The sequence below is a fragment of the Muricauda sp. SCSIO 64092 genome (assembly GCF_023016285.1).
Lineage (GTDB): Bacteria > Bacteroidota > Bacteroidia > Flavobacteriales > Flavobacteriaceae > Croceivirga.
Genome location: NZ_CP095413.1, coordinates 792,813 through 815,395, shown reverse-complemented (window position 1 = coordinate 815,395; position 22,583 = coordinate 792,813). Strand labels below are relative to the sequence as shown.

At 41.5% G+C, this 22,583-nt stretch carries 22 protein-coding genes, 1 tRNA gene and 1 pseudogene; 12 read left to right on the top strand and 12 right to left on the bottom strand.

Features of this window, described 5'->3' with window-relative positions:
- The first annotated feature begins 3 nt into the window (after positions 1-3).
- From ftsA to L0P88_RS03250, 4 genes are all read left to right on the top strand, one after another.
- Complete coding sequence (gene ftsA / locus L0P88_RS03265) at positions 4-1,326, top strand: cell division protein FtsA (protein ID WP_247133204.1); 1,323 nt, start codon at positions 4-6, stop codon at positions 1,324-1,326.
- A 36-nt stretch (positions 1,327-1,362) separates the two neighbouring features.
- Positions 1,363-3,321 (top strand): cell division protein FtsZ, encoded by a 1,959-nt coding sequence (gene ftsZ / locus L0P88_RS03260; RefSeq protein ID WP_247133203.1) that lies wholly within the window; start codon positions 1,363-1,365, stop codon positions 3,319-3,321.
- 104 nt (positions 3,322-3,425) lie between these two features.
- Entirely contained in the window at positions 3,426-3,878 is a 453-nt protein-coding gene (locus L0P88_RS03255) for a GatB/YqeY domain-containing protein (protein WP_247133202.1), read from the top strand.
- Positions 3,869-3,942 (top strand) — tRNA-Arg (locus tag L0P88_RS03250). The genes L0P88_RS03255 and L0P88_RS03250 overlap by 10 nt, the downstream gene beginning before the upstream one ends.
- Before the next feature lie 431 nt (positions 3,943-4,373).
- On the opposite strand, the pseudogene L0P88_RS03245 reads toward L0P88_RS03250, so the two are convergent.
- From L0P88_RS03245 to L0P88_RS03230, 4 genes and pseudogenes are all read right to left on the bottom strand, one after another.
- Positions 4,374-4,832, bottom strand: a pseudogene (locus L0P88_RS03245) (IS3 family transposase); the annotation flags it as partial.
- The gene (locus tag L0P88_RS03240; protein WP_247133201.1) at positions 4,781-5,290 is read right to left on the bottom strand and encodes a lanthionine synthetase LanC family protein; all 510 of its coding nucleotides are present in this window, start codon (positions 5,288-5,290) and stop codon (positions 4,781-4,783) included. The pseudogene L0P88_RS03245 and the gene L0P88_RS03240, both read right to left, overlap by 52 nt.
- A gap of 182 nt (positions 5,291-5,472) precedes the next feature.
- On the bottom strand, positions 5,473-7,725 hold the full coding sequence (locus tag L0P88_RS03235) for a S41 family peptidase (protein ID WP_247133200.1): 2,253 nt from the start codon (positions 7,723-7,725) through the stop codon (positions 5,473-5,475).
- Between the two features lie 267 nt (positions 7,726-7,992).
- The gene (locus tag L0P88_RS03230; protein ID WP_247133199.1) at positions 7,993-8,958 is read right to left on the bottom strand and encodes a tail fiber protein; all 966 of its coding nucleotides are present in this window, start codon (positions 8,956-8,958) and stop codon (positions 7,993-7,995) included.
- 232 nt (positions 8,959-9,190) lie between these two features.
- Between L0P88_RS03230 and L0P88_RS03225 the strand changes: the two genes are divergently transcribed.
- Positions 9,191-9,682, top strand: coding sequence for a PAS domain-containing protein (locus tag L0P88_RS03225; protein ID WP_247133198.1), 492 nt, complete (start codon positions 9,191-9,193; stop codon positions 9,680-9,682).
- 5 nt (positions 9,683-9,687) lie between these two features.
- Here L0P88_RS03225 and L0P88_RS03220 read toward each other — a convergent pair whose 3' ends face one another.
- The 8 genes from L0P88_RS03220 to L0P88_RS03185 all read right to left on the bottom strand — a co-directional run bounded on the left by L0P88_RS03220 (position 9,688) and on the right by L0P88_RS03185 (position 16,728).
- Positions 9,688-10,164 carry a thioredoxin family protein gene (locus L0P88_RS03220; protein ID WP_247133197.1) on the bottom strand — a complete coding sequence of 159 codons (477 nt, stop codon included), beginning with the start codon at positions 10,162-10,164 and terminating at the stop codon, positions 9,688-9,690.
- An 11-nt stretch (positions 10,165-10,175) separates the two neighbouring features.
- Positions 10,176-12,539 carry a TonB-dependent receptor gene (locus L0P88_RS03215; protein ID WP_247133196.1) on the bottom strand — a complete coding sequence of 788 codons (2,364 nt, stop codon included), beginning with the start codon at positions 12,537-12,539 and terminating at the stop codon, positions 10,176-10,178.
- Between the two features lie 374 nt (positions 12,540-12,913).
- Positions 12,914-14,392, bottom strand: a complete 1,479-nt coding sequence (locus L0P88_RS03210) for a cryptochrome/photolyase family protein (RefSeq protein ID WP_247133195.1) — start codon at positions 14,390-14,392, stop codon at positions 12,914-12,916.
- A complete protein-coding gene (locus L0P88_RS03205; RefSeq protein WP_247133194.1) occupies positions 14,379-14,522 on the bottom strand; it encodes a DUF2256 domain-containing protein in 144 nt (47 codons plus the stop codon). Before L0P88_RS03205 ends, L0P88_RS03210 begins: the two co-directional genes overlap by 14 nt.
- Positions 14,519-15,157, bottom strand: a complete 639-nt coding sequence (locus tag L0P88_RS03200; protein ID WP_247133193.1) for a flavin reductase family protein — start codon at positions 15,155-15,157, stop codon at positions 14,519-14,521. The genes L0P88_RS03205 and L0P88_RS03200 overlap by 4 nt, the downstream gene beginning before the upstream one ends.
- Before the next feature lies 1 nt (position 15,158).
- The gene (locus L0P88_RS03195; protein WP_247133192.1) at positions 15,159-16,274 is read right to left on the bottom strand and encodes an FAD-binding domain-containing protein; all 1,116 of its coding nucleotides are present in this window, start codon (positions 16,272-16,274) and stop codon (positions 15,159-15,161) included.
- Positions 16,275-16,556: a TIGR03643 family protein gene (locus L0P88_RS03190; protein WP_247134829.1), complete on the bottom strand. Its 282-nt coding sequence runs from the start codon at positions 16,554-16,556 to the stop codon at positions 16,275-16,277.
- A 7-nt stretch (positions 16,557-16,563) separates the two neighbouring features.
- A complete protein-coding gene (locus L0P88_RS03185; protein WP_158778647.1) occupies positions 16,564-16,728 on the bottom strand; it encodes a Lacal_2735 family protein in 165 nt (54 codons plus the stop codon).
- Positions 16,729-16,985: 257 nt separating this feature from the next.
- On the opposite strand from L0P88_RS03185, the gene L0P88_RS03180 reads away from it, so the two are divergent.
- The 7 genes from L0P88_RS03180 to L0P88_RS03150 are packed head-to-tail and all read left to right on the top strand — an operon-like array spanning position 16,986 to position 22,573.
- A complete protein-coding gene (locus L0P88_RS03180; protein ID WP_247133191.1) occupies positions 16,986-17,744 on the top strand; it encodes a flavodoxin family protein in 759 nt (252 codons plus the stop codon).
- A 40-nt stretch (positions 17,745-17,784) separates the two neighbouring features.
- The gene (locus L0P88_RS03175) at positions 17,785-19,740 is read left to right on the top strand and encodes a thiamine pyrophosphate-binding protein (protein ID WP_247133190.1); all 1,956 of its coding nucleotides are present in this window, start codon (positions 17,785-17,787) and stop codon (positions 19,738-19,740) included.
- Complete coding sequence (locus tag L0P88_RS03170) at positions 19,741-19,953, top strand: hypothetical protein (RefSeq protein WP_247133189.1); 213 nt, start codon at positions 19,741-19,743, stop codon at positions 19,951-19,953.
- The gene (locus L0P88_RS03165; protein WP_247133188.1) at positions 19,950-20,312 is read left to right on the top strand and encodes a hypothetical protein; all 363 of its coding nucleotides are present in this window, start codon (positions 19,950-19,952) and stop codon (positions 20,310-20,312) included. The genes L0P88_RS03170 and L0P88_RS03165 overlap by 4 nt, the downstream gene beginning before the upstream one ends.
- Positions 20,312-21,340: a Rieske 2Fe-2S domain-containing protein gene (locus L0P88_RS03160; RefSeq protein ID WP_247133187.1), complete on the top strand. Its 1,029-nt coding sequence runs from the start codon at positions 20,312-20,314 to the stop codon at positions 21,338-21,340. The genes L0P88_RS03165 and L0P88_RS03160 overlap by 1 nt, the downstream gene beginning before the upstream one ends.
- Positions 21,341-21,342: 2 nt before the next feature.
- Complete coding sequence (locus tag L0P88_RS03155; RefSeq protein WP_247133186.1) at positions 21,343-22,125, top strand: hypothetical protein; 783 nt, start codon at positions 21,343-21,345, stop codon at positions 22,123-22,125.
- 1 nt (position 22,126) lies between these two features.
- On the top strand, positions 22,127-22,573 hold the full coding sequence (locus tag L0P88_RS03150) for a YHS domain-containing (seleno)protein (RefSeq protein WP_247133185.1): 447 nt from the start codon (positions 22,127-22,129) through the stop codon (positions 22,571-22,573).
- The last annotated feature ends 10 nt before the right edge of the window (positions 22,574-22,583 follow it).

The window sequence follows — 22,583 nt, the reverse complement described above, 5'->3', positions numbered from 1 at the left end:
ATTATGGAACAAGGTAAGTATTCAGTCGGGTTAGACATTGGGACAACCAAAATTGTGGCCATCATTGGCCGTGAGAACGAATATGGTAAAATAGAGGTTTTGGGCACGGGTCGTTCAAAAAGTTTGGGTGTCCATAGGGGTGTTGTCAACAATATTACCCAAACGATATCTTCCATACAACAAGCAGTGGAACAGGCAGAATTGAATGCGGGTTTGAAAATCGGTTCCGTTGTGGTGGGTATTGCCGGACAACATATACGAAGCTTACAGCATAGTGACTATATCACCAGATCGGATGCTGAAGAAGTCATCAATGAAAATGATTTGGACAAGTTGTGCAACCAAGTATACAAATTGGTGATGTTGCCCGGGGAGGAAATTATCCATGTGCTACCACAGGAATACCGGGTGGATGGCCAATCGGAGATCAAACAACCCATTGGCATGTACGGTGGTCGACTGGAAGCCAATTTCCATGTGGTGGTAGGTCAGGTTTCATCCATAAAGAACATTGGTAGGTGCATTAAAAGTGCCGGATTGGATTTAGGGAATATCACCTTGGAACCCCTTGCTTCGGCAGAAGCGGTACTGAGCCAGGAAGAGAAGGAAGCAGGTGTGGCTTTAATAGATATAGGTGGCGGTACCAGTGATTTGGCAATTTTTAAGGATGGGATCATCCGCCATACCGCAGTTATCCCTTTTGGGGGCAATGTCATTACCGAGGACATTAAGGAAGGCTGTTCCATTATAGAAAAGCAGGCAGAGTTGCTCAAAATCAAATTTGGATCGGCCTGGCCCGGGGAAAACAAGGATAATGAAATTGTGTCCATACCCGGACTTAGGGGAAGGGAACCCAAGGAAATTACCCTGAAGAACCTTTCCAAGATTATCCACGCCAGGGTTGTTGAAATTATAGAGCAGGTGTATGTGGAAATCAAGAACTATGGACATGAAGAGCAGAAGAGAAAACTCATTGCCGGAATCGTACTTACCGGTGGTGGAAGTCAGTTAAAGCACCTAAAACAATTGGTGGAATACATTACGGGGATGGATACCAGAATTGGATACCCCAATGAACACTTGGCAGGGGATTCCGATGATGAAATCGCAAGCCCACTATATGCCACGGCGGTTGGACTTCTTATGAACGCAGTGCAATCCGATGCCAAAAATCAGCAACAGGAAAGTGTTGACCCAGAACCTGAAAAGGTGTTGGCGGGCGAGGAGGCCCAAGCCGCAGGAAATACCGTTCAGGTGAAAGAACGAAAAACCATTTTTGATAAATGGTCGGAAAAACTGAAGGACTTTTTAGACAACGCAGAATAAGAATTTAGATACACACCCACAAAATATAACAGCACCATGAGTAAGAACAATGAATTTGATAACATCGCATTCGATTTACCAAAGAACACAAGCAACGTCATAAAAGTAATAGGCGTTGGCGGTGGAGGTAGTAATGCCATAAACCATATGTACCAGGCCGGGATCAACGGTGTGGATTTTGTTATTTGCAATACGGACGCACAGGCACTTGACAATAGTTCGGTGCCCAACAGGATTCAATTGGGGGTCTCCCTCACCGAGGGCCTTGGCGCAGGGGCCAATCCGGAAATTGGGGAACAGGCCGCCCTGGAAAGTATGGAGGATCTTAAGGAGATGCTGGAAAGTACCACAAAGATGGTATTCATTACTGCCGGAATGGGGGGTGGAACAGGTACGGGAGCAGCGCCCGTCATTGCCAAGGTTGCCAGGGAAATGGATATTCTCACGGTGGGTATCGTCACCATTCCATTTCAGTTTGAAGGTGCCATGCGTTGCAAACAGGCTCAGTTGGGTATTGAAAAACTTCGTTCCAATGTGGATTCATTGATTGTCATCAATAATAACAAGCTTCGGGAAGTTTACGGTAATCTCGGTTTCAAGGCCGGATTCTCAAAAGCAGATGAGGTATTGGCCACAGCAGCTCGTGGTATCGCTGAAGTGATTACCCACCATTACACGCAGAACATTGACTTGAGGGATGCTAAAACCGTCCTGTCCGATAGTGGTACGGCAATTATGGGATCCGCAACCGCTTCAGGTTCAGGAAGGGCCAATGAGGCCATTATGAAAGCTTTGGATTCCCCATTGTTGAATGACAACAAAATTACTGGTGCTAAAAATGTTTTGTTGCTCATTGTTTCCGGTACGCAGGAAATTACGATAGACGAGATTGGTGAAATCAATGACCATATCCAAATAGAGGCTGGTCATGGTGCAAATATCATCATGGGTGTTGGTGAAGATGAGAATTTAGGGGATGCCATAGCAGTAACCGTGATAGCCACCGGTTTTGCAGTGGACCAGCAAGATGACATTGTGAATACGGAATCCAAAAAGATTATCCACACTTTGGAAGATGAGCAAAAGGCAGTCCAAAACCTAAGCTCGGAAAGCACTATGGTCAGTAAGCCTACCTTCACTAAAGCTGCGGAGGGGGAACCGGTAATCAAGCATACTTTGGAAGAAGAGCCTGGGGAACCGGAGTCCGATATCATACCCACTACCAATTATATTCGAAACTTCAATGTGTTTTATGAGGAAGTGCTGCCAAAGCCTGTAGAAGAGGTTGTGGCCAGTACCACCATGGATGACGATTTCATTATTATAGAAGCTAAGGACGTTATTAATGACATCAATGTCATTGATGCTGAAGTTGTCTCTCCAAAACTCGAGGAGGATCAAATCACATTGACCTTTGATATGCCTTTAAACGAGATGAAAGAGGAAAAGCCTTTTGAGAATACCATCACTTTTGATCTGGACAAGGAGACAAAGGATATGGAAGTTCAAGAGTATGTGGAAGTGAGTCCGGTCCTGGACTACAATTTGGATGGTGAAACACGATATAACCTGGAAGAATATATGGAGTTGGAGACCCAACTCACCGGTGCCCGTTCCGTTGCCGAGACCCATGAACCAAAATTAGTGGAGAACGAATTGGTCTTTGAGAAAAAGACTATAAAAACTGAGGCTTCCTCAGAAAAGGAAACAGGAGGGGATGGCAATGTAGACCCCTTTAATACGTCAATAAGTGATTTATTGAAAGAACGAGCCGAAGAACGCAAACGTAAACTAAAAAATTTCAATTACACCTTTAAGAACAATAGAAAGAGTGTGGATGATATTGAAAAGGAGCCTGCGTACAAGCGCCAGGGAATTGATTTAAATGAAAATCCAAAGGAACAAAAGGTCTCTCGGATGAGTTTAGGGGAAGACAGTAATGATGAAATTCAACTGCGCTCCAATAATTCATTTCTCCATGACAATGTTGATTAGTAGTGTTTAGTTTGTTTCCATTTTAATGGAGCGTTTAGACCCGAAAATATTGTACTATTTTCGGGTTTATTTTCTATCTTCGCAGCCCTTAACAATAGTATGGTATGGGATTGCAGGAAAACGTAATGACGGAGCTAAAAACGGCAATGAAAGCAAAGGATACCGTTGCTTTGGAAGCATTGCGTGCCATTAAATCGGCCATATTGTTGGCGCAAACCGAAAAGGGTGGGGGAGCAGGACTTTCTGAGGAAGATGAAGCGAAGTTGGTTCAAAAGCTGGTAAAGCAGCGCAAGGACAGTGCTGCCATTTTTAAGGAGCAGGGCAGGGAAGACCTCGCAGAACCGGAATTGGCGCAAGTTGCGGTTATCGAACGGTTTTTGCCCGAACAATTGACCGAAGAGGAAATAGAAAAAGTGGTGGTACAGACCATAGATGCATTGGGAGCATCCGGAATGCAGGATATGGGGAAGGTAATGGGTGTGGTGACCAAGGAATTGGCAGGACAGGCCGATGGGAAGACCATCTCCACCATTGTTAGAAATAAATTGGCCACGTAGCTCAGCTGAATAGAGCACTGGATTTCGGCTCCAGCGGTCGGGGGTTTGAATCCCTCCGTGGTCACTAAACGGGATTTTTCACAAATCGAGTGGAAATTCCCGTTTTTTATTTCCTTCAAATTGACTGAAAACGAAGAGATTGCGGCGAAAATTTCATTGACCCGAAAAGTTTGAACTAGCTTGTTTTTGAAGTCATACCGAATCCCGTCGGGGAACACCATATATTGGATGGCCCGTTTGGTTTCCAAATCTCCTAATTTCCACAATGACGGTAGGTTACAGGCATAATCCAATGCCAATTTTACCGACTTTTTAAGGTTTGAACTATTTATTCCCTCATTGCCCAATCTTGTTTCCAATTGAAGCCTACAGAAAGGGTAAGGCTACATGAAAATCGGCTGTCCGAAAAAAATACTATTTTTAGCCATGGTAGGATTATTGGTGAGATAATGGCTCTACTGAGTCGTTCTAAAATAGGTTGACGGTTTTTAAAGATTAAACGAATCCTGTGGAGCTAGCTCCACAGGATTTTTTGTTGTGTATAAAATTAGGTGTTTTCATATTCAGGGCCAGATGTGGTCTGTCGTTATTGTATGTTTTTATCGATTCTTGGATCAATTGCTTCAGTTCCTTTGCCGTATTGCAGGAATGAACAAGGAATTCGTTCTTCAAGATACCGTTGACACGTTCTGCCATGGCATTTTGATAACAATCATGGCCATCTGTCATAGAGGGTTCGATATGATGTTCGGCCAACACCTTTTGATAAATGGCGGAGCAATATTGCAATCCCCTATCGGAATGGTGTACAAGAGACCTGTCCGTAACCCTGTTGCGGATGGTCATTCTCAGGGCCTTGACCACATTTTCCGCACCCATGTCATCGCTGAGATGGTATCCCATTATCCTTCTGCTAAAGGCATCGGTGACCAAAGATAGATAGTGGGTGCGCTCCCTATGAAGGCTTCCCTGTTTTTTTTGGTGCTTTTGTAGCGAGACAAAAAATAAATGCTGTACCCTATTGCCCCATGCAAAAAATCGTAGTTACCTGATTTAATGTCCAAAATCATCATTTCATACAAATAAAGGTCAAATTGAGAAAGCAATTCATCCGTGGGCAAATCAATAAAACCTTCATTTTGTAGATTGTCTATCATCCATCCGAAACCTGCAAGCCCTGTACAGAATGTAGGATATTGATAACCATCATTAATTTTATTAATAATCAATTCTATAATATCCTCACCAACTTTATTTTCTACTCTATTTAAAATATACCTTGAATAATGATATGAGAATAGCGCAACTCCTGAAAGTCCTGACAAAACCCCTATTTGATCTATACTTTTGTATTCTTTACTTATAACGCTATTGATTTCTTGGAGTTTACTTTTCAAATGTTGATTGTTCATATGTCATATTTTAAGATTATTTGCTGTCTTCCAAAAGTTTGGCTTGAGAGATATTTTCAGAACAGTAACCTAACTTCAGCATACAATTACTTTAAAATCATCTATTTAAATATTTGATGCTCTTTCAACATGTTAATACATCATTTTTTAGACTCAGAAAACATAGCCATCTAATTTGGGTGTCAATGAACATTATTCAACGAATCGATTAATTTTATAGCATTTTTCACAAGTTCATCTTTTCCTATTTTAATACCGCCAATTGTTGGCTTTACTTCAATATCAGGAACAATCCCCACCCTTTGTGTCTCCCCTCCATTTGGGTAATAGACACCTATTCCCGAAATATATGTTGTTAGCCCTCCTGGAAGATTGATTACGCTAGTATTTCCATCAGCTCCTGCTGTTGTACTTCCAATTATGACTGTCTTGGGGTTGGCCCTAAAAGCCATTGAAGTAAATTCTGCCATACTTTGGGTATTTTCGTTGACCAGCACAATGATATTACCTTTATAGGTTTCCTTGGAATTGTCTAAACCGTCTCCCACCAACCTTGTTTTTGAAAAATAAAATTCGCCCGGATTGTCAAGGTTTCCATAAGTAAACTTTGCGAAAGGTGTGGATTCTTCCACAAAATATGTCCATAGCTTTGATGCATAGCCAGAAGGATATTCACGAATATCTATTATCGCTCCTTTGGTTTTGGAAAATGCACTTTTAATCTCGTCTATTTCACCTGCATGTACCTTACTCAATTTTAAGTATCCTATATCTCCTTCCAATATTTTATGGCTTTTGTTTACCACATTCCTTTCAATGTCAAGATTACTTTTTAAATATAGGTTAATGGTTTTTCTTTTTGTTTTACCCTTAGAAATATAAGAAATGTCTATTGTTTTGGTTTTTGACCTTAGAATATCTTTGGAAATGTTTCTCAATTTCGCCGTAGTATTGGATGCCGGATAGTAAGGGGAGAGACTGTCTATTACTCGAGCAACGGAAACTTCATTAACATGAGTTATTACATCGCCCGGAAAAAGGCCCTTCACGTTCTTATTTGAATTTAACGGAACCATAGAAGTCACTACAAGACTACTATCTAGAAACTTAGCAGCAAAGGGAGGGTAATAATTCCCTATATTTCTGTGCCATAGGCTATTGTCCCGATATAACTGAGCATGTGTATCATTTATGTCATTTATTAAACATAACAAAGCCATCTCGTAATCCAACCTAGTGTTTGCTTCGATAAAAATCGGTATATTTTCTTCTAAGACATTGTTCCAGTTTTTGTCCATCAAGTGTCTGTAAGGAAAAAAATATTGAATAATATTCCAGTATTTATAAAGAGCCAATAATCTATAACCATCATCAGGGTTTTCAAACATAAAGTATTGATCCTCATGGGTAAACCTAATATGATTTCCTTCCTTTGGTTTGCAAGCGTAATATTGTTTTTCTTGCCCTTGAAATCTATTTTTGTATATTTTATTTAGAATTGACAATAACACGGGAGACATGTCATTTTCCTTCATCCAATCATGATCGGGTTCCAAAAACACATCTCTACGAGAATCATCTTGTTTGCCTATTGCCTTAGATACTCTACCAAAGCCGCCAATCCATTGGATAAGCAATTCGTCTCTTTTCCCTTTTTCCTTAGCTTTTATATATTTAGGTAAAAATCGAAATAGTTCATAATCCCAATTATATTTTCCTTTCACAATTTTTGGGTGATGATATTTTAGAAATCCCCAGATTTTTCCCAAGAGATCCAAGTTTTCAATCAGATTATTGTCTACGTTTTGTATTTCTATTTTTGATCCATAATCAAATTCTCTGTCCAAAATAGCCAAAGCAATTTTTTTATCTTTTTCTTCCAGCGTTTGTATATCTTTTTCGTCTATTCTTACTTCAAGGTCATCGAACCAAACCTCGCCAGAACCATTCATAAAACCCCCGACAAAAATACCTTCGACATCATCTGTCAACGGGATGGAAACCTCATATTTTTTCCAATCATGGGTGCCTTCTTCACTATGTTCGGATTCTGTTTCATCAATTTTTATTTTGGAATAACCCATTTTTGAGCCTTCGGTTCTTATATAAAGACCAGAAGCACCATTTTTGATGCCTTTTGTTTTAATATAACCTTTAAGTTGAATGCTATCACCTTCATAGTTTGCTGGTATTCCAAAACCAACTTTTTTGCTCATCCCCCTTTTGGTGGATGCTAGTTTTATTGAAAAATTTCCAGAATGACCAATGTTATCAATTAAAACCCGTTCGCCTGACCAACTAAACCATCCATTCGCAGATTTTCCATCCTCTATATCTAAATTATATTTTCTATGCTGAATAGAAGAGTTACATCCAATAAGAATGAGCAATAATGTAAACAGAATGAAAAATGATATTATTTTAGAATTACCCATAAAATATAATTAAAATCTTACAATAAGATAAGATTTTAAATCAAAAAACGATATTGTTTTTACTAATCTTACTGTAGCCTTCCCTAAAGTATTATTACTAATGTGAAATGATTCTTTGATAATGATTTCAATATCTTCTTTCCAAAAGTTTGAACTTTCTCCCTTTAAGGTCACGAATACATGATTCGATAAGAAAAAACGCCAAGCTTGCCTGGCGTTTTTTTGTTTGGGCTATTTTCAAGGCAGTGCTTTGTGAGGATAGGATTATTATTCTTTGAGTTCCAGTTTTTCCAGTCTGGATTGCAATTCAAGGAACTTATTGTTCAAGGATTCTAGATTTTCAATTTTTTTAGCCTGCGCTTTGATTTTCTTTTCTTGTTGAATTGTATATAAAGTCAACTCCTCAATTTTCTTAAGGAGGTTTATATCCATTTCTGCCTGCATAATACCGTTTTGCTCAAAATCCCTTGCAGACGGAATTTCTGGTAGGTGACTATTGTCTTTGATGAAATTTTCCAGTTCCTCAAGACTTCTTAATTGATAGCTGTCCTTAAAAACGTAATCTGGAGCAGGAACATTTAGGTCTATTTTTACTTCTTCTGCATGAATATTTCCTTTTACAGTGAGTTTCATATCTGGGTTTGTAGTGCCAATTCCAACATTACCTCCATTTAGCCATGAATTCCCTTTACTATGAATCCTAACTTTGTTTGGTTCACCAGAGTTTGTAAATCGATCACCAACCTGTAACCAACCATCTCCATCGGAATTTTGTCTGATTTGGAATATATTATCGGAACTCCCACCTGTAAAGGACTTCGAAATAATATTCAAAACAGGGGTATCATGGGCAGAAGATGAGATTTCTAACTTTGAACTTGGATTTATTGTTCCAATCCCTACATTACCTCCGTTTAGCCATGAATTCCCTTTACTATGAATCCTAACTTTGTTTGGTTCACCAGAGTTTGTAAATCGATCACCAACCTGTAACCAACCATCTCCATCGGAATTTTGTCTGATTTGGAATATATTATCGGAACTCCCACTTGTAAAGGGTTTCGAAATAATATTCAAAACAGGGGTATCATGGGCAGAAGATAAGATTTCTAATTTTGAATTTGGATTTATTGTTCCAATCCCTACGTTTCCGGTTGATTCAATTTTGTTTTCTTGGGAATTGACGTTAAGAATCATTCCGGTAACTCCTAACAGTAAAAATATTTTTTTCATTTTTTATCGTTTACTTATTAAATGTCGTAATAATCTAAATTGTCACCACGATATTTGGAAAAATTATATGTAACATGAGAATACAACCATAATTTATATATCCTTCTATGTAAAAACCAAGATAAGTGCTTCTTTCCCCTTAAATACTGACAACGGTCATTTTTGCCCACAATACCAATTCGTACCTTTCCTATTATTGTTTTTGTCAATTGACATGTAAAAAAAATTGGTTATGGTACTCAAAAAGAAAAGCTACATTTCACCTATTCTAAGTTTTGATTTCCATCTGGAGAATTACCACAAACTATTGAAAAAATTGAAAGTGGAAAACGATTTGAAACAATTGGGATGCCTATTAAAAAGAAGCATTGACCCAAGCATCCAGGAAGTTCTGGAAACAACGGATTATGAAGCACTTGTGGTTACCGATTCCAATAGGGAAATTGTATGGGCCGATAACGGATTTAAGGAAATGACGGGATATGCCAAGGACTTTGCCATAGGCAAACGCCCTACCTTTCTCCACGGCACGAATACCTCTGAAGCTACGAGGGATGAAATACGGCAGTTGTTAAAGGAAGAGAAGCGTTTTAAGGCCGCGATTACCAATTACCGCAAAAATGGCGAAGAATACCAATGCCAGATTGATGTTTTGCCCTTGTACGACTCGGAAAACAGACTTACCCACTTTCTTGCCATGGAACGCGAAAAAAAGGTGGCCTAGGAGCGTTAGTCGGCAAGTATTTCCAACATCACTTTTGGTGGGATATATTCAAAATGGCGTTCACTCATCTGGAACTTTTCGTCCAGGATTACAATAGCGGGCAATGAAAAGGGGCTTCCTTCCCTGGAAGCCAGGAGCAAAGGGATTTCGTGGGTTGGGTTTCGTTTTTTGCCCAATTCCCTGTTATAAAAAGTATCCCCTCCAAAATAGATGGTGTCCTTGGATTCGACATTCATTTTAACCGCATAGTAATTACTGCTCAATTGGGCAACGACCCCTTCATCCCTAAAAGCGGCCCTGTCCATTTTCTTGCAGTAGGCACACCAATCTGCATAAAAATCTATGAATACTTTTTTGGGCTTTATGGCAAGGGAGTCTTCCAACTGCTCAAAATCCAACCAATTGATTGTTGCCTGTTGGGAATGGCATACGCATGTGAAGAACAAGCAACAGCCAAACCATAACGATATCCTCAAGTTCATAGCATCCCAATCTAATGTAACTTTCCAAATTTAACCCCAAAGAAAAAGGTCCTTGGTGCAGCGGGTCCGTAAATATAATCCGAATCCCGCATTGGTCCTACATCAAAGTCGTCCTGAAAACTATTGAAAATGTTTCGCACCCCGGCAAAGAATGTCGTCATAAAGTTTTCATTAAAATCGATATGGGATTCCAATTTGATATTGAGGTCAAAAAACGTGTCCACCTCGTTCAGCTGTAAAAAACCGGTATCACTGATGACCAATGGCACCGTCATGCTTCCCGTATAGGTCCCAGTGAGGTCTATATTGAAGGTTTCATTGGGAATCCATGTGGAATTTAGATATCCATAGAGGTTGGGCACGCGCACAAATTCTTCAATAATAATATCCGATTCTCCCGGAGTCCCATCGGATTCGAATAAAATTTGGGGTTCGTCAAATTCAGCTTTTTGCAGGGTGCCTCCCAATTGAAACTGCCATTTTGGATTGGGGGAAACCCCAAATTCAAAGTTGGAACCATAGACCTGTGCCCCCTCTCCGTTACGCACTTCTTCCAAAATGGAGCCATTCTCCAATACTGCTCCCGTACTTACCAAAGTAAAGGGATTTTCCAGGGTGGTGTAAAAACCCTCTATCAGAAAATCCATTTGTAGCAACCCTACATTTTTCGAGTAATTCAACGAACTGGTATAGGCATTTGAATATTCCGTGTCCAGGTCATTGGAAAGGATAACGAACTGCGGCTCACCCCCAACACTTGAAATATGAAGGTCTTCATTAAAGGCCTGTGGTGCCCGGAATCCCCGTGCATAGCCTCCCCTTAACTTTAGTTCTTCGGTAAATTGATAGGATAACGTTAAGCGGGGGGAAAAGGCCGTTTGGTTAATATCAACTCCTCTGTCAATTCCGCCAATGGTATAATCTCCATCCACACGTACATTATCCAAACGGGTACCGATAAGGGCGGTGAATTTCTCAGTGGGTTTCCATTCGTATTGTGCAAAGGCCGCCAAGGAGTTTACGCTTTGATCGATCAAACGATTATAGCCCGGAATGATATCCTCTGTATTTGCGTGGTTGAATTCGGTACCCACGGTAAGGACATCTTTGTTTTGAAAGGTCCTGGTGTACTGTAATCCATTTACCCAGGCCAAATCCCTGGTACTACCAAAGGCATTATTGGCCAAAACACTGTCCTGTTCGGTACGTCCTCCTCCAAGGCCACCATAAAAACTATCCCTATTGGTATAGGATGCGGAGGTATATACCTGGAATTTTCCGGTATTGTCCTTACTGGTGAGTTCATAGTCCGCTCCTCCAATAAAGGTATCGTGATCCAATTCTTCCGTAATATCGGTAAACTGTGGGGCCAGATTCAAACGATCCCCTCCCCGGCGATATTCGCGTATGGCATTTAAATTGACCGAGATCCGACTGCGGTCGGTAGGGCGTAAAAATGCTTTTGCCCCCACGGTATTGTTCCTAAGTTCCACTATTTCCGTAAAACCATCGTCATTGGCATCGTATGCTTCCCGATTTCTATAGGTGCCGAACATGGTTATCCCACTTTTAAGGTCATCGGCCACAATGGAAGCGTTAAAGGTCAATAAGCGATCGGGTTGTTCGCCATCGATAAGGGCAAGATTGCTTCCAATTTCCCAGGTATTTAGAACAGGGTCCTTGGTAATCACGTTAACGGTTCCCGCTATGGCATTGGAACCATAGAGTGCGGAACCACCACTACGGACCACCTCAACGCGTTCAATGATATTTGTTGGAATCTGTTCCAGGCCATACACCCCCAATAAGGAAGTAAATATGGGTCTGCTATTCAGCAGAATCTGGGTATATGCCCCATCCAGACCATTTAAGCGTACCTGTGTAAAACCACAGTTCTGACAATTGGTCTCCACACGGACCCCGGGAGCAAAATTCAGGCCATCAGCCAAGGAAATGGATTGTGTTGCCGTAAGCAACCTTGGTTTTAAAGTCGATACCACAACAGGGGCACTCCTGCGTTCCACACGGTTTCGTGTGGCACTGATGACCACTTCATCCAAGCCCAGTACATCTTCGATTATCTCAAAATTAAGGGTAACCGATTCGTTGGCGGAAACCGTAATCGTCGTTCCTGTTTTTCGGTAGCCCTGTGAACTGACCTGCAACGACAACGCTCCAGGGTTTACCTTGAGTTCATAATATCCATCGGCGTTTGAGGTGGTACCATTGGTACCATTTTTCACAAACACGGTGGCAAAGGGTACGGGTTCATTGTTGGAAGTAACTTGACCCGAAATCGTTGCTTGATCGTTCTGCGAAAAGATGGATGTGGTAGTGATAAGTAAACACAACAAAAGGTATTTTTTTGACCTCATGAATTGGGGTTTAAAATAAGCTCAATAAATTTTTAGACAAAGCTAATAATTTTTTTAACCCTATTGAAAATATAATTGGTCTTTTTGAAAGAAGATTCAAAACAAAAAACTATTTAGACTAAATTTAAATAAGGCGAAGGTAGGGTTTGATAGCCCGCCATCAAAGTATTCAACCCTATATTTTATGGAAATGTGTTGAAAAGATCTGGCATGGGCACGAAGATGGGTTCCTATCTTTTCAGAATTGTTTTTGGGAGGACTTCTTAAAAGGTTTTATTGTTCTCCATATTGTAAATATGAAGTAATTAGCCCTGTTTTAATTACTAATTCCTTACTTATCGTACGAAGTTATCAATGCCGACCAAACGGCCCCTCTACAGTGAAGAGAGATAGTTCTCCGCATTTTTCAAATGTGCTTCCTTTTTTTCGGACTCCATCTTATCAAAGGTTCTGACCAGCATTCCCAAACGTGGATTTTTAAGGAAAAAACTGCGATGGGTATCCATAAACCGCCAGAAAATGCCATCCCAGGTACCTTGCCATTCACCCTTTTGATAATTGCCCATCTTTAGTAAATAATTACTTCCACTGATATAAGGTTTAGTGGCAAAAAGACCACCATCAGAAAATTGGCTCATACCATAAATATTGGGAACCATGACCCAATCATAAGCATCTATAAAGAGCTCCATAAACCATTGGTAAACAGCATCGGGATCAATTTCGCACAACAACATAAAGTTTCCCAATACCATGAGCCGCTCAATATGATGGCAATATCCTGTTTTCAATACTTTTTTTATGGTATGGTCAATAGGGGGGATACCCGTGGTACCGTCATAAAAAGAAGAAGGCATTTTTCGTTTGAAACCCCAAAAATTCCGGATGCGTTCGGCTCTGCCGTGAAATGTATAGATGCCACGAATGAACTCACGCCAACCGACTATTTGGCGTATAAATCCCTCAATGGAGTTCAAGGGAATTCCTTCCTGTTTTCCAAACGAAATGGACTCCTCGACAATAAAGTCCGGTGTTAGCAATCCCACATTGAGCATGGGTGTTAGGACGCTATGGTTTAGAATATATTGGTCTTGGACTATGGCATCTTCGTAGGCTCCAAAATCATGAAATCGATACTCCAAAAATTGCTGAAGCCATTCCTTGGCATCATTAAAATTAGTGGGATATAACGAAGCGTTCCCCAGTTCCCCAAAATTGTCATTGAAGTTTTGGTCCACGTAAGTTTGGGCTTCTTCAAAGAAAGCATTGGACGCCGGATAATGAATGGAGGGTGGAACCTTTTTTGAGGGATATTTTTTTCTGTTGTCGGTATCAAAGGTCCATTTGCCTCCTAAAGCCTTGCCGGACCCATCCAATAAAAGGTGTCGTGTTTTTCGTTGCTCAATATAGAATTGGGTTTGATGGTATTTTTTCCGTTCTTTCTTAAAATACGTACTTAATATGTCAAGGCTGTTCAAAAAGGAAGGGGATTCATATTCATTCGTAGTGATACCATGTTTCCCGCAAGCGTTTTTGATTCGGGTAGAGAGCCAATCATCCACTGGATCAACAAAGCCTATTTCCTTGATTTGGCTTTTTGCGAATTGTGCTATCAATTCCCGGATATCCGAGGCCGATTCATCACTGGCTATGTAGTGTACCTTCTTTCCCAAGTCTGTCAGGTATTTTTCATACTGCTTCATGCTTGCCCTATGGAAGGCAATTTTCTGTTTATGAAAATTGTATTGGGTAAAGAAGAGCCTTTCTTCAACCAAATAGAATTCCTGTCCATTGGAGAACAAAGGACTCTGCTCAAATAACTGATGGGGAAATACAAGATTAATGTTGCCCATGATTTTTATTTTTTCTACATCGCGCACTACAATAGCTCACATTTTCCCAGTTCTTTTTCCATTTTTTCCTCCAACTGAAAGGGAGACCACATACGATACAGTACTTTATGGGGAGCTGTGATTTTTTCATTTTTCTTTATTGAAGTCAGGGACTTCATTGACCCTTGCATAGGGATATTTCGCTATTTTCTTCAGTTCATAATACGAATTAAGCCCAGAGATACCGATGCCATTGGCTTTTGACAGATTGATCTCATGGTCTTCCCCTACAATTTCAGAAGGCAGTTTTAGATAAACGATTTCTCCAAGGACCATTATGGTCCCGTTTTGTTGTATAGGAATGGTATCTACCAATTGCATTCCCATTTGAATACTGCTTTCCAAAACAAAAGGGGCCTTAATATCCGATAGGTACTCTTCTGTTAGTTGACATCCTTCAAATTCGGAACTGTCCCTATCAAACTTTGCAGAGGTGTAGTGGGCCCTTTCGATGATATCCTTGTTGATATGGTTAATGGTGTATTGCCCAGTGCTTAAAATATTTTCTAAAGTATGCCTGGGTACTGTTGTCGGTCTGGATATATAAGCCATTAAGGGCGGATTGCTACCTAGATGTACCACAGAACTGATTAGGGCAAGGTTGATCTGTCCATCCTTGGAAATTGTGCCAATAAGGTTTGCAGGTTTAATGCCTGAAACCGCATTTATGAATTTTAAACGCATAATACGGTCCATAGCTGCCAAATCATCTTTTAAGAACTCCATGTCAATACGTTAATTCCTTTTTACACCGTTTCCAGAAGGCAAAGAACGAAGGGTAATATCCTTCCACCGAAAACATCCAATCGCGACTTTCCTGTATGCCTTTATAATGTTTGTTCAGGGGATGTTCCTTAAAATAGGGGCGATGTACTTGGTGATGTTCCAGGAACGCATCAAATTCCCCTACGAATATTTGGATTCCTTCAATATTGGTACTTAGTTCGAGCATAAAAGCAACCGATTTTTCCGAAATGGGATGCATCTCAAAAAGGGAAGGTTCCAACAGAAGGATTCTATTGGCCTTTAGGTCTTTTTTCCAATAGGGGTCCAAATTATAAAAGTTATAGAGTAGGGTAGGCAGGTCGGGATTTATGGAAACTGGTTTTGGTTCTGGCAGTGGGGTCTCCAAATTAAGTTGGATGGCCTGGGACAGTTCACTGGGAATGCCCATGTTAGGTAACGCTTCATAGGGAGCATCCAGATAAGTGTCTTTTTGGGTGGTATAACAAAACCTATTGATGTTTTCTTGATTCGCATAATATTGCTTGTTGCTATTTGCCCCGGCCACCCATTGCCAACTTAAGGCATTGCTTGCCCAATCCCCGTCCAAAAGATGATAGTACATCCATTTGGCAGGGGTGTGCCAATGATATCTGCCCATAGTACAGCACAACGACGCAATGTACATACGTACATGATTGTGCAAATAACCCGTTTTGTAGAAATTATCAAGGGCAGTGTCTATAGCTTCTATCCCCGTTTTTCCCACAACGATTGCCTCCGGTATTCCGGAGTTTTCAACATGGGGCTGGAGTCTTTTAATATCGGAATTGATGTGATTGCCCTTTACAATCCAGACCTGTTGCCAGTAATCCCTCCAAGCCAGTTCCTGTATAAACTTTTCAATGTTCTTAGGAGCATATCCTTTTTCCAATACGGCCCTCAAAACGTGTTTGGTTGAAATAACGCCCCGGGAGATATAGGGCGACAGATAACTGACGGCTCCATCAATAAAGTTTCGAGTCTTACCGTAAGCCACCGGGTCTATTTTCGCAATTCGTTCTTGAATATGGTCCAGTGACGTGCTAAATGAAATCTCTTTGGAATATGGTCCTTTCAATTATCGTTTGCTGATTTTATTTCCAGAGATGGCGCGCTGTCTGGAACATTTAAAGCGATTGATTTCCGTACTGCGTTTCTTTAAGTGTTTTTGACTAACACCGCTATTTACGCGCTTTCGCCAAAGGTTAAAACTACTTCGTTTAAGATGTGACCGCATTAGTTTGATAACATCCTTCTCTTTTAGGCCAAATTGGTAATCTATGGCTTCAAACGGTGTTCTGTCCTCCCAGGCCATTTCAATGATCCGATCCAGTTGTTGCGCATCTAAGGGACCCTGCATCTTAATATTAATCAAGAAGTTCAATTTTCTTCATCACCGCATCGGCCTGTGCTACTTTTTCGTCGCTAAGCTTTCGGTTGGTCGTGGAGAGCTTATGTGCCTCCCCCATCAACTTGGCGTATAAATCCTGTAATTTTTCTTTTTCCGTTTTCTTTTTGAACAGTCCAAACATTTCTTTTTCCAATTACTTTTCGAGGCCTAAAAATACAAAATGTTTAACGTTTTATTAAATACTTTAAACAAAATTATGATTTGAGACCTATTGTCGCACAATTCTAAAAATGACAACAATGATTCCCCTTTTCTGCGTGTATTGATGGGAAATCCCTATGGAATCCCAACAATACCAAAATTTATCTAACTTAAGACGTAATGTTAAAATTGATGCTTCGACCTAATAGTCAATAACTAATCTAATACGAGAACAACATGACGGAACAACTGAAAAACCTCACGGAAAAGCACTGTGAAAACCCACCTTCGAGCTACACGGATTTAAAAGTCCTTTTTTTGAATTGTACCTTGAACAGGACACCGGTTTTATCGCATACGGAAGGCTTAATTAAGATAGCCCAGAACATCTTTGAAAAAAATGGGGTAAGCACAAAGATCATCCGTCCCGTAGATTATGAAATTCCTGCGGGATTGGGGCTGGATATGTCCAGAACCCCGGAATGGGATAGGGATGACTGGCCCGTGATTCAAAAGGAAATTGATGCTTGCGACATTTTGATCCTCTGTACTTCGGTCTGGCTGGGCGAAAAATCATCGGTATGCAACCGGACCCTGGAAAGGATGTATGGATATACCCATCAATTCAATGGCAAAGGACAATATCGGGATTATGGAAAGGTAGGTGCTACTTTGATTACAGGAAATGAAGATGGGGTAAAGCATTGTGCCATGAATATTTTGTTTTCCTTATCCCATATAGGATACACCGTACCCCCGCAGGCAGATGCGGGTTGGATGGGTGAAGCAGGACCGGGTCCCTCATACAGGGACGAGGGCTCCGGTGGTCCCGAAAATGATTTTACCAACAGAAATACCACCTTTTTAGTTTGGAATTGCCTCCATTTGGCGAGGATGTTAAAGGACCAGGGGGGAATACCTGCCTATGGAAACCAACCGGATGAGTGGAAAGCAGGTTGCCAGGCTGGTTTTGATAGTCCGGAGCATAAGCGATAATAGGAACGGATTGGGTATTAACTTCTAATCGATTGCCGGAATGGAGCAAAAAAAAGGAATTGTTTGGCATAAGGTCCTGGACAACAAAAATGACTTGCCGGAAGGGCGCGTAAAAACGGTTACTGCGGCACATAAGGGTATTTGTTTGACGCATTTTGAAGGAAAGTTTTCGGCTTTGGACAATAATTGTCCGCATCAAGGCGGGCCTTTGGGCGAAGGTTCCATTGAAAATGGGATGTTGCGCTGCCCTTGGCATGGTTGGGATTTTCATCCCTGTACGGGAAAACCCCCGGGAGGTTATGATGATGGTGTTCCAACATACCAGGTAAAAGAAGAGGATGGCGCCATATTTGTTGGAATGGAGCCGGAGGATGCCCATGAAACCACCGTCTCCGATGTTATGGTCGAAACCATGGTAAATTGGGGAGTGGATACCGTTTTTGGAATGGTCGGCCATTCCAATTTGGGTTTTGCCGATGCAATGCGACGGCAGGAAGAAAAAGGCAAGCTCAACTTTTATGGTATTCGCCATGAGGGAGCAGGGGCCTTCGCGGCGTCCGCCTATGGAAAACTCACGGGAAGACCGGCGGCCTGCTTCTCCATTGCCGGTCCTGGGGCTACCAATATGTATACCGGAATGTGGGATGCCAAAGTGGATAGGGCCCCGCTTTTGGCCCTTACCGGTCAAGTGGCCACACAGGTCGTGGGAACCGGAAATTTCCAGGAAGTGGATTTGGTGAGGGGATTCAATACCGTAGCAGAATTCAACCAAAGGGTACAGCAAGACAGTAAACATGCAGAATTGATGTCCCTGGCCATAAAACACGCCATTTTAAAGCGGGATGTGTCCCATTTGACCTTTCCGGATGAGGTACAGGAACGTAAAGTGCCGGAAACCAGTAAACCGCAAACCCCCGAACAACGGATAACATCCATGGAAATCGCTCCCCCAAAACAAGCGGTGGCCAATGCTGTAGAGCTGATTAAAAACTCCAAAAGACCGGTTATTATTATGGGGCATGGATCTCGGTTTCAAAAAGAGGAGATCGTAGGTTTTGCGGAAAAACTTAAGGCTCCTGTAGTGACTACCTTTAAGGGGAAAGGACTCATACCTGACGACCATCCCCTGGGGGGTGGCGTTTTGGGCAGAAGTGGTACCCCCATTGCTTCCTGGTTCATGAACGAATCGGATTTACTTATCGTTTTTGGGGCATCTTTTTCGAACCACACGGGAATTACCCCCAAAAAACCAACGATTCAGGTTGATTTTGACCCCTTGGCATTGAGCAAGTTTCATAAAGTTGATGTGGCCGTTTGGGGTGAAATATCCAGGACTTTGGAAATTTTTGAAGCCGAATTGAAAGGAAAAATCAACACTAGGAACCAAACGGATGAAATAGCGGAACGTTGGAAAATCTGGCATGAAGAAAAGAAGAGGCGACTAAAGGAGACCTCGAACAAAGGTATTAGCTCCATTGCGGTTTTTGATGCCATGAACCAACTGGCTCCGGAGAATGCCGTAATGTGTGTGGATGTAGGGAACAATGCCTATTCCTTCGGTAGGTATTTTGAATCCAAGGCACATGATTTTATCATGTCGGGATATTTGGGTTCCATTGGCTTTGCCCTGCCCGCCGCTATCGGTGCTTGGTCCGCGGTCAAGGATTCGCGACCGGTGGTTGCCGTTGCAGGTGATGGAGGTTTATGCCAGTACCTGGCTGAAATTACAACCTTGGTCAAATATGGAATGGCCGTAAAACTGATTGTTTTGAACAATCATGAACTCGGAAAGATTTCCAAAGAGCAACGGGCCGGGGAGTTGGAGGTGTGGAAGACCTCATTGTCCAATCCAAATTTTGCGGACTTCGCACAATCCTGCGGGGCTTGGGGAAAAAGGGTGGACAAACAGGAAAAGCTAAAAGAGGAAATGGCCACACTTTTTGCACAAGAGGGACCGGCTGTTTTGGAAGTGATGACGGATGTTGATTTGATTTAGATGGAAATCGTAGTTTCAATTTTTTTGGTGGTCATGGCCAGCTATTTTATGGCAGGAATCCTTTTTGCGCTCTATGTGGTATTTGTTGCAGCGTCAAAAATAGATCCGTTATTGGCCCAAAGTAAGAAAAAGGTTAGAGTGCTGATTTTCCCCGGGCTGGTAGCCACTTGGCCTTTTTTGTTGGGGAAATTGTTCAAATCAAGACCACAATGATTTCAAGTCAGCGAAAAGCGCACAAATTCATTTGGTTGGGCATAGTTGTCATCATTCCCATATTGTTATTTTTTGCGATTAGGGATTTGGAGTTTTCTTCCCCCTTCGCCAAAAATCAATTACCACAGGAAGAACTCAGCGTTTCCTTGGATAGGCCCCTGGTCAAGGTGCATTTACATCGACCACTAAAGAGCCCATCGGTAGTGGTCTACGAATTGGATTCCGAAGGAAAACGAAGAGCGGTATTGGGCCAATTGCAAGGAGTGGGTACCTATACATTTTCAACAACTCCCAAGAGTAAAGGGATACTGATTTTTGACGAAATTAAGAAAGAAGAACACTATAAAATCGAATTTTAATGGGACTCGATTATAAGTTGGTGCTTTGGAACAAGCATAAAAAGACCTATGACAAGATTATCGTTGTCGGGATGGTGCTCTATCTGGTTCTGTTCTTTGTCATCAGTGTTTTGACCAATCCGGAAATCATTGCTGAAACCATTATCATCAGGGCCTTTGGTTCCCTGGCCATTTTAATGCTGCATATTATTCTGATTATTGGGCCTTTGACACGGCTGAACCCAAGATACCTGCCATTGCTATATAATCGCAGACATTTGGGTGTAAGTATGTTTTTGGCCGCTTTAATACATGGGGTATTTTCAACCATACAATTTCATGCATTGGGCAGTGTAACCCCAATTTATTCCATTTTTACATCCAATATGGAGTATGGTTCCCTGACCAGTTTTCCCTTTCAGGTATTGGGTTTTTTGGCACTTTTGATCTTGTTCGTAATGGCTTCCACTAGCCACGACTTCTTTTTGCATAACCTTTCCGCCAAAATTTGGAAGCGTTTGCATATGATGGTTTACCTTGCCTATGCTCTGGTGGTCATGCATGTGTTCTTGGGAGCATTTCAGCAAGAGACTTCCCCATTCACTATGGGATTACTGATTTTTGGATTTGTAACGGTGACCTCGCTTCACCTCAGGGCCGCTTTTAAGGAATCCAAAGTGGACGGACATAAGGCAGTCAAGGAAGATGGATGGATGAAAGTAGGTCACTTGGATGAAATTGCAGAAAACAGGGCCAAGATTTTTACCGTGGAAAATGAACGCGTGGCGATTTTTAAATACCAAGGGAAACTATCGGCAATCCATAATGTTTGCAAGCATCAAGGAGGGCCCTTGGGTGAAGGTAAGATTGTGGATGGTTGTATCACCTGTCCTTGGCATGGATACCAATATTTGCCCCATAACGGGCAATCGCCACCACCTTTTACCGAAAAAGTGAAGACCTACGCCTTAAAGAATGTGGATGGCACAATATATATTAATCCAAATGCTTTTGAAGAAGGCACGGAAATTACCCCAATTTCTCGTTAGTTATGGAAAAGGATGAGTTTTTTATCGGTTATGTGGATAAGGTGGGCACCCGCACCAAAAAGTCGTTGAAACAGTTTGTTTTTTTGGTCCTTTCGGTTGTGATTGTTACCGCCTTGCTATTCGCTTTTTTTCAAAAGCCTGCGGTAAACAGTTCTTTTGATTTTGGCAACCCGACCAAAGTTTCGGGCATCTATCACGAATCCCCTTATCCCATGCTCAGGGTGCGTTTGGCGGCAGGGGAGTACAAGGATATTGTACTGTTGGGCGTTGGTAAATTTGGTCCAAACCCCTACTTAAAGGAAATTAGGGAAAAGGAAGGGGATATTGGGAACAAGGCCCTCACCATTGAAGGCCAACTGATTTATTACAACGGAAAAACCCTGTTGGAGATTGATGATGGTCAAAAAGTATCCTTGGGCAACTTGCCACAAGCGGAAATTGTTACGGAACAACTTGGTGTTGTTGAAGTGGAAGGGGAAATCGTAGACCCAAAGTGTTATTTTGGTGTCATGAAACCGGGACATGGTAAAATTCATAGAAGTTGTGCGGCCCTTTGCATTTTGGGCGGTATCCCTCCCGTATTGGTCGCATCCGATAAAGATGGGATGGCAAATTATTTTTTATTGACCGATTTGAAAGGAAATCCCATTCATAAAGACATAATACCATATATAGGCCAACCTTCCCTCGTGCAAGGAGCGGTCCAAAAAACAGGGGATTGGCATACGATGCGTATCGATGTTACCCAAATAAAAAGAATGGATAAAAAATCTGAAATCTATTAAAATGAAAAATACAGTATTCGGGATATTTTTGTTCCTGGGGATAACTATGGTCGCCCAGTCCGTGGACTACAATACCAAAAAAGGATATGTAGCCAATGGATACGATGTGGTTTCCTATTTTGATGGTGCTGCATTGGAGGGGAATACAACTTTTGTGACCGAATACAAAGGGGCGAAGTTTAAGTTTGCTTCCAATGAAAATTTAAAAAAGTTCATTGCCAATCCTGATATGTACCTGCCCAAATATGGAGGCTATTGCGCCTATGCAGTTGCTGTAGCGGGCAAGAAAGTATCCATAAATCCAGAAACCTATGAGGTTAGGGATGGTGAACTGTATCTGTTCTACAACTCTGGTAAAAACAATACACTGGAAAGTTGGTTGGCCGAATCCCCGGAAAAACTTAAAGTCAAGGCTGACAAAAATTGGGAAACCATTAAAAAGAAATAGATACTGGGTA

Bases quoted from the DNA above. Each gene is read 5' to 3' on its own strand.
- ftsA (WP_247133204.1), top strand. From the start codon at position 4: ATGGAACAAGGTAAGTATTCAGTCGGGTTAGACATTGGGACAACCAAA.
- ftsZ (WP_247133203.1), top strand. From the start codon at position 1,363: ATGAGTAAGAACAATGAATTTGATAACATCGCATTCGATTTACCAAAG.
- L0P88_RS03255 (WP_247133202.1), top strand. From the start codon at position 3,426: ATGGGATTGCAGGAAAACGTAATGACGGAGCTAAAAACGGCAATGAAA.
- L0P88_RS03240 (WP_247133201.1), bottom strand. From the start codon at position 5,290: ATGAACAATCAACATTTGAAAAGTAAACTCCAAGAAATCAATAGCGTT.
- L0P88_RS03235 (WP_247133200.1), bottom strand. From the start codon at position 7,725: ATGGGTAATTCTAAAATAATATCATTTTTCATTCTGTTTACATTATTG.
- L0P88_RS03230 (WP_247133199.1), bottom strand. From the start codon at position 8,958: ATGAAAAAAATATTTTTACTGTTAGGAGTTACCGGAATGATTCTTAAC.
- L0P88_RS03225 (WP_247133198.1), top strand. From the start codon at position 9,191: ATGGTACTCAAAAAGAAAAGCTACATTTCACCTATTCTAAGTTTTGAT.
- L0P88_RS03220 (WP_247133197.1), bottom strand. From the start codon at position 10,164: ATGAACTTGAGGATATCGTTATGGTTTGGCTGTTGCTTGTTCTTCACA.
- L0P88_RS03215 (WP_247133196.1), bottom strand. From the start codon at position 12,539: ATGAGGTCAAAAAAATACCTTTTGTTGTGTTTACTTATCACTACCACA.
- L0P88_RS03210 (WP_247133195.1), bottom strand. From the start codon at position 14,392: ATGGGCAACATTAATCTTGTATTTCCCCATCAGTTATTTGAGCAGAGT.
- L0P88_RS03205 (WP_247133194.1), bottom strand. From the start codon at position 14,522: ATGAAAAAATCACAGCTCCCCATAAAGTACTGTATCGTATGTGGTCTC.
- L0P88_RS03200 (WP_247133193.1), bottom strand. From the start codon at position 15,157: ATGGAGTTCTTAAAAGATGATTTGGCAGCTATGGACCGTATTATGCGT.
- L0P88_RS03190 (WP_247134829.1), bottom strand. From the start codon at position 16,556: ATGCAGGGTCCCTTAGATGCGCAACAACTGGATCGGATCATTGAAATG.
- L0P88_RS03185 (WP_158778647.1), bottom strand. From the start codon at position 16,728: ATGTTTGGACTGTTCAAAAAGAAAACGGAAAAAGAAAAATTACAGGAT.
- L0P88_RS03180 (WP_247133191.1), top strand. From the start codon at position 16,986: ATGACGGAACAACTGAAAAACCTCACGGAAAAGCACTGTGAAAACCCA.
- L0P88_RS03175 (WP_247133190.1), top strand. From the start codon at position 17,785: ATGGAGCAAAAAAAAGGAATTGTTTGGCATAAGGTCCTGGACAACAAA.
- L0P88_RS03170 (WP_247133189.1), top strand. From the start codon at position 19,741: ATGGAAATCGTAGTTTCAATTTTTTTGGTGGTCATGGCCAGCTATTTT.
- L0P88_RS03165 (WP_247133188.1), top strand. From the start codon at position 19,950: ATGATTTCAAGTCAGCGAAAAGCGCACAAATTCATTTGGTTGGGCATA.
- L0P88_RS03160 (WP_247133187.1), top strand. From the start codon at position 20,312: ATGGGACTCGATTATAAGTTGGTGCTTTGGAACAAGCATAAAAAGACC.
- L0P88_RS03155 (WP_247133186.1), top strand. From the start codon at position 21,343: ATGGAAAAGGATGAGTTTTTTATCGGTTATGTGGATAAGGTGGGCACC.
- L0P88_RS03150 (WP_247133185.1), top strand. From the start codon at position 22,127: ATGAAAAATACAGTATTCGGGATATTTTTGTTCCTGGGGATAACTATG.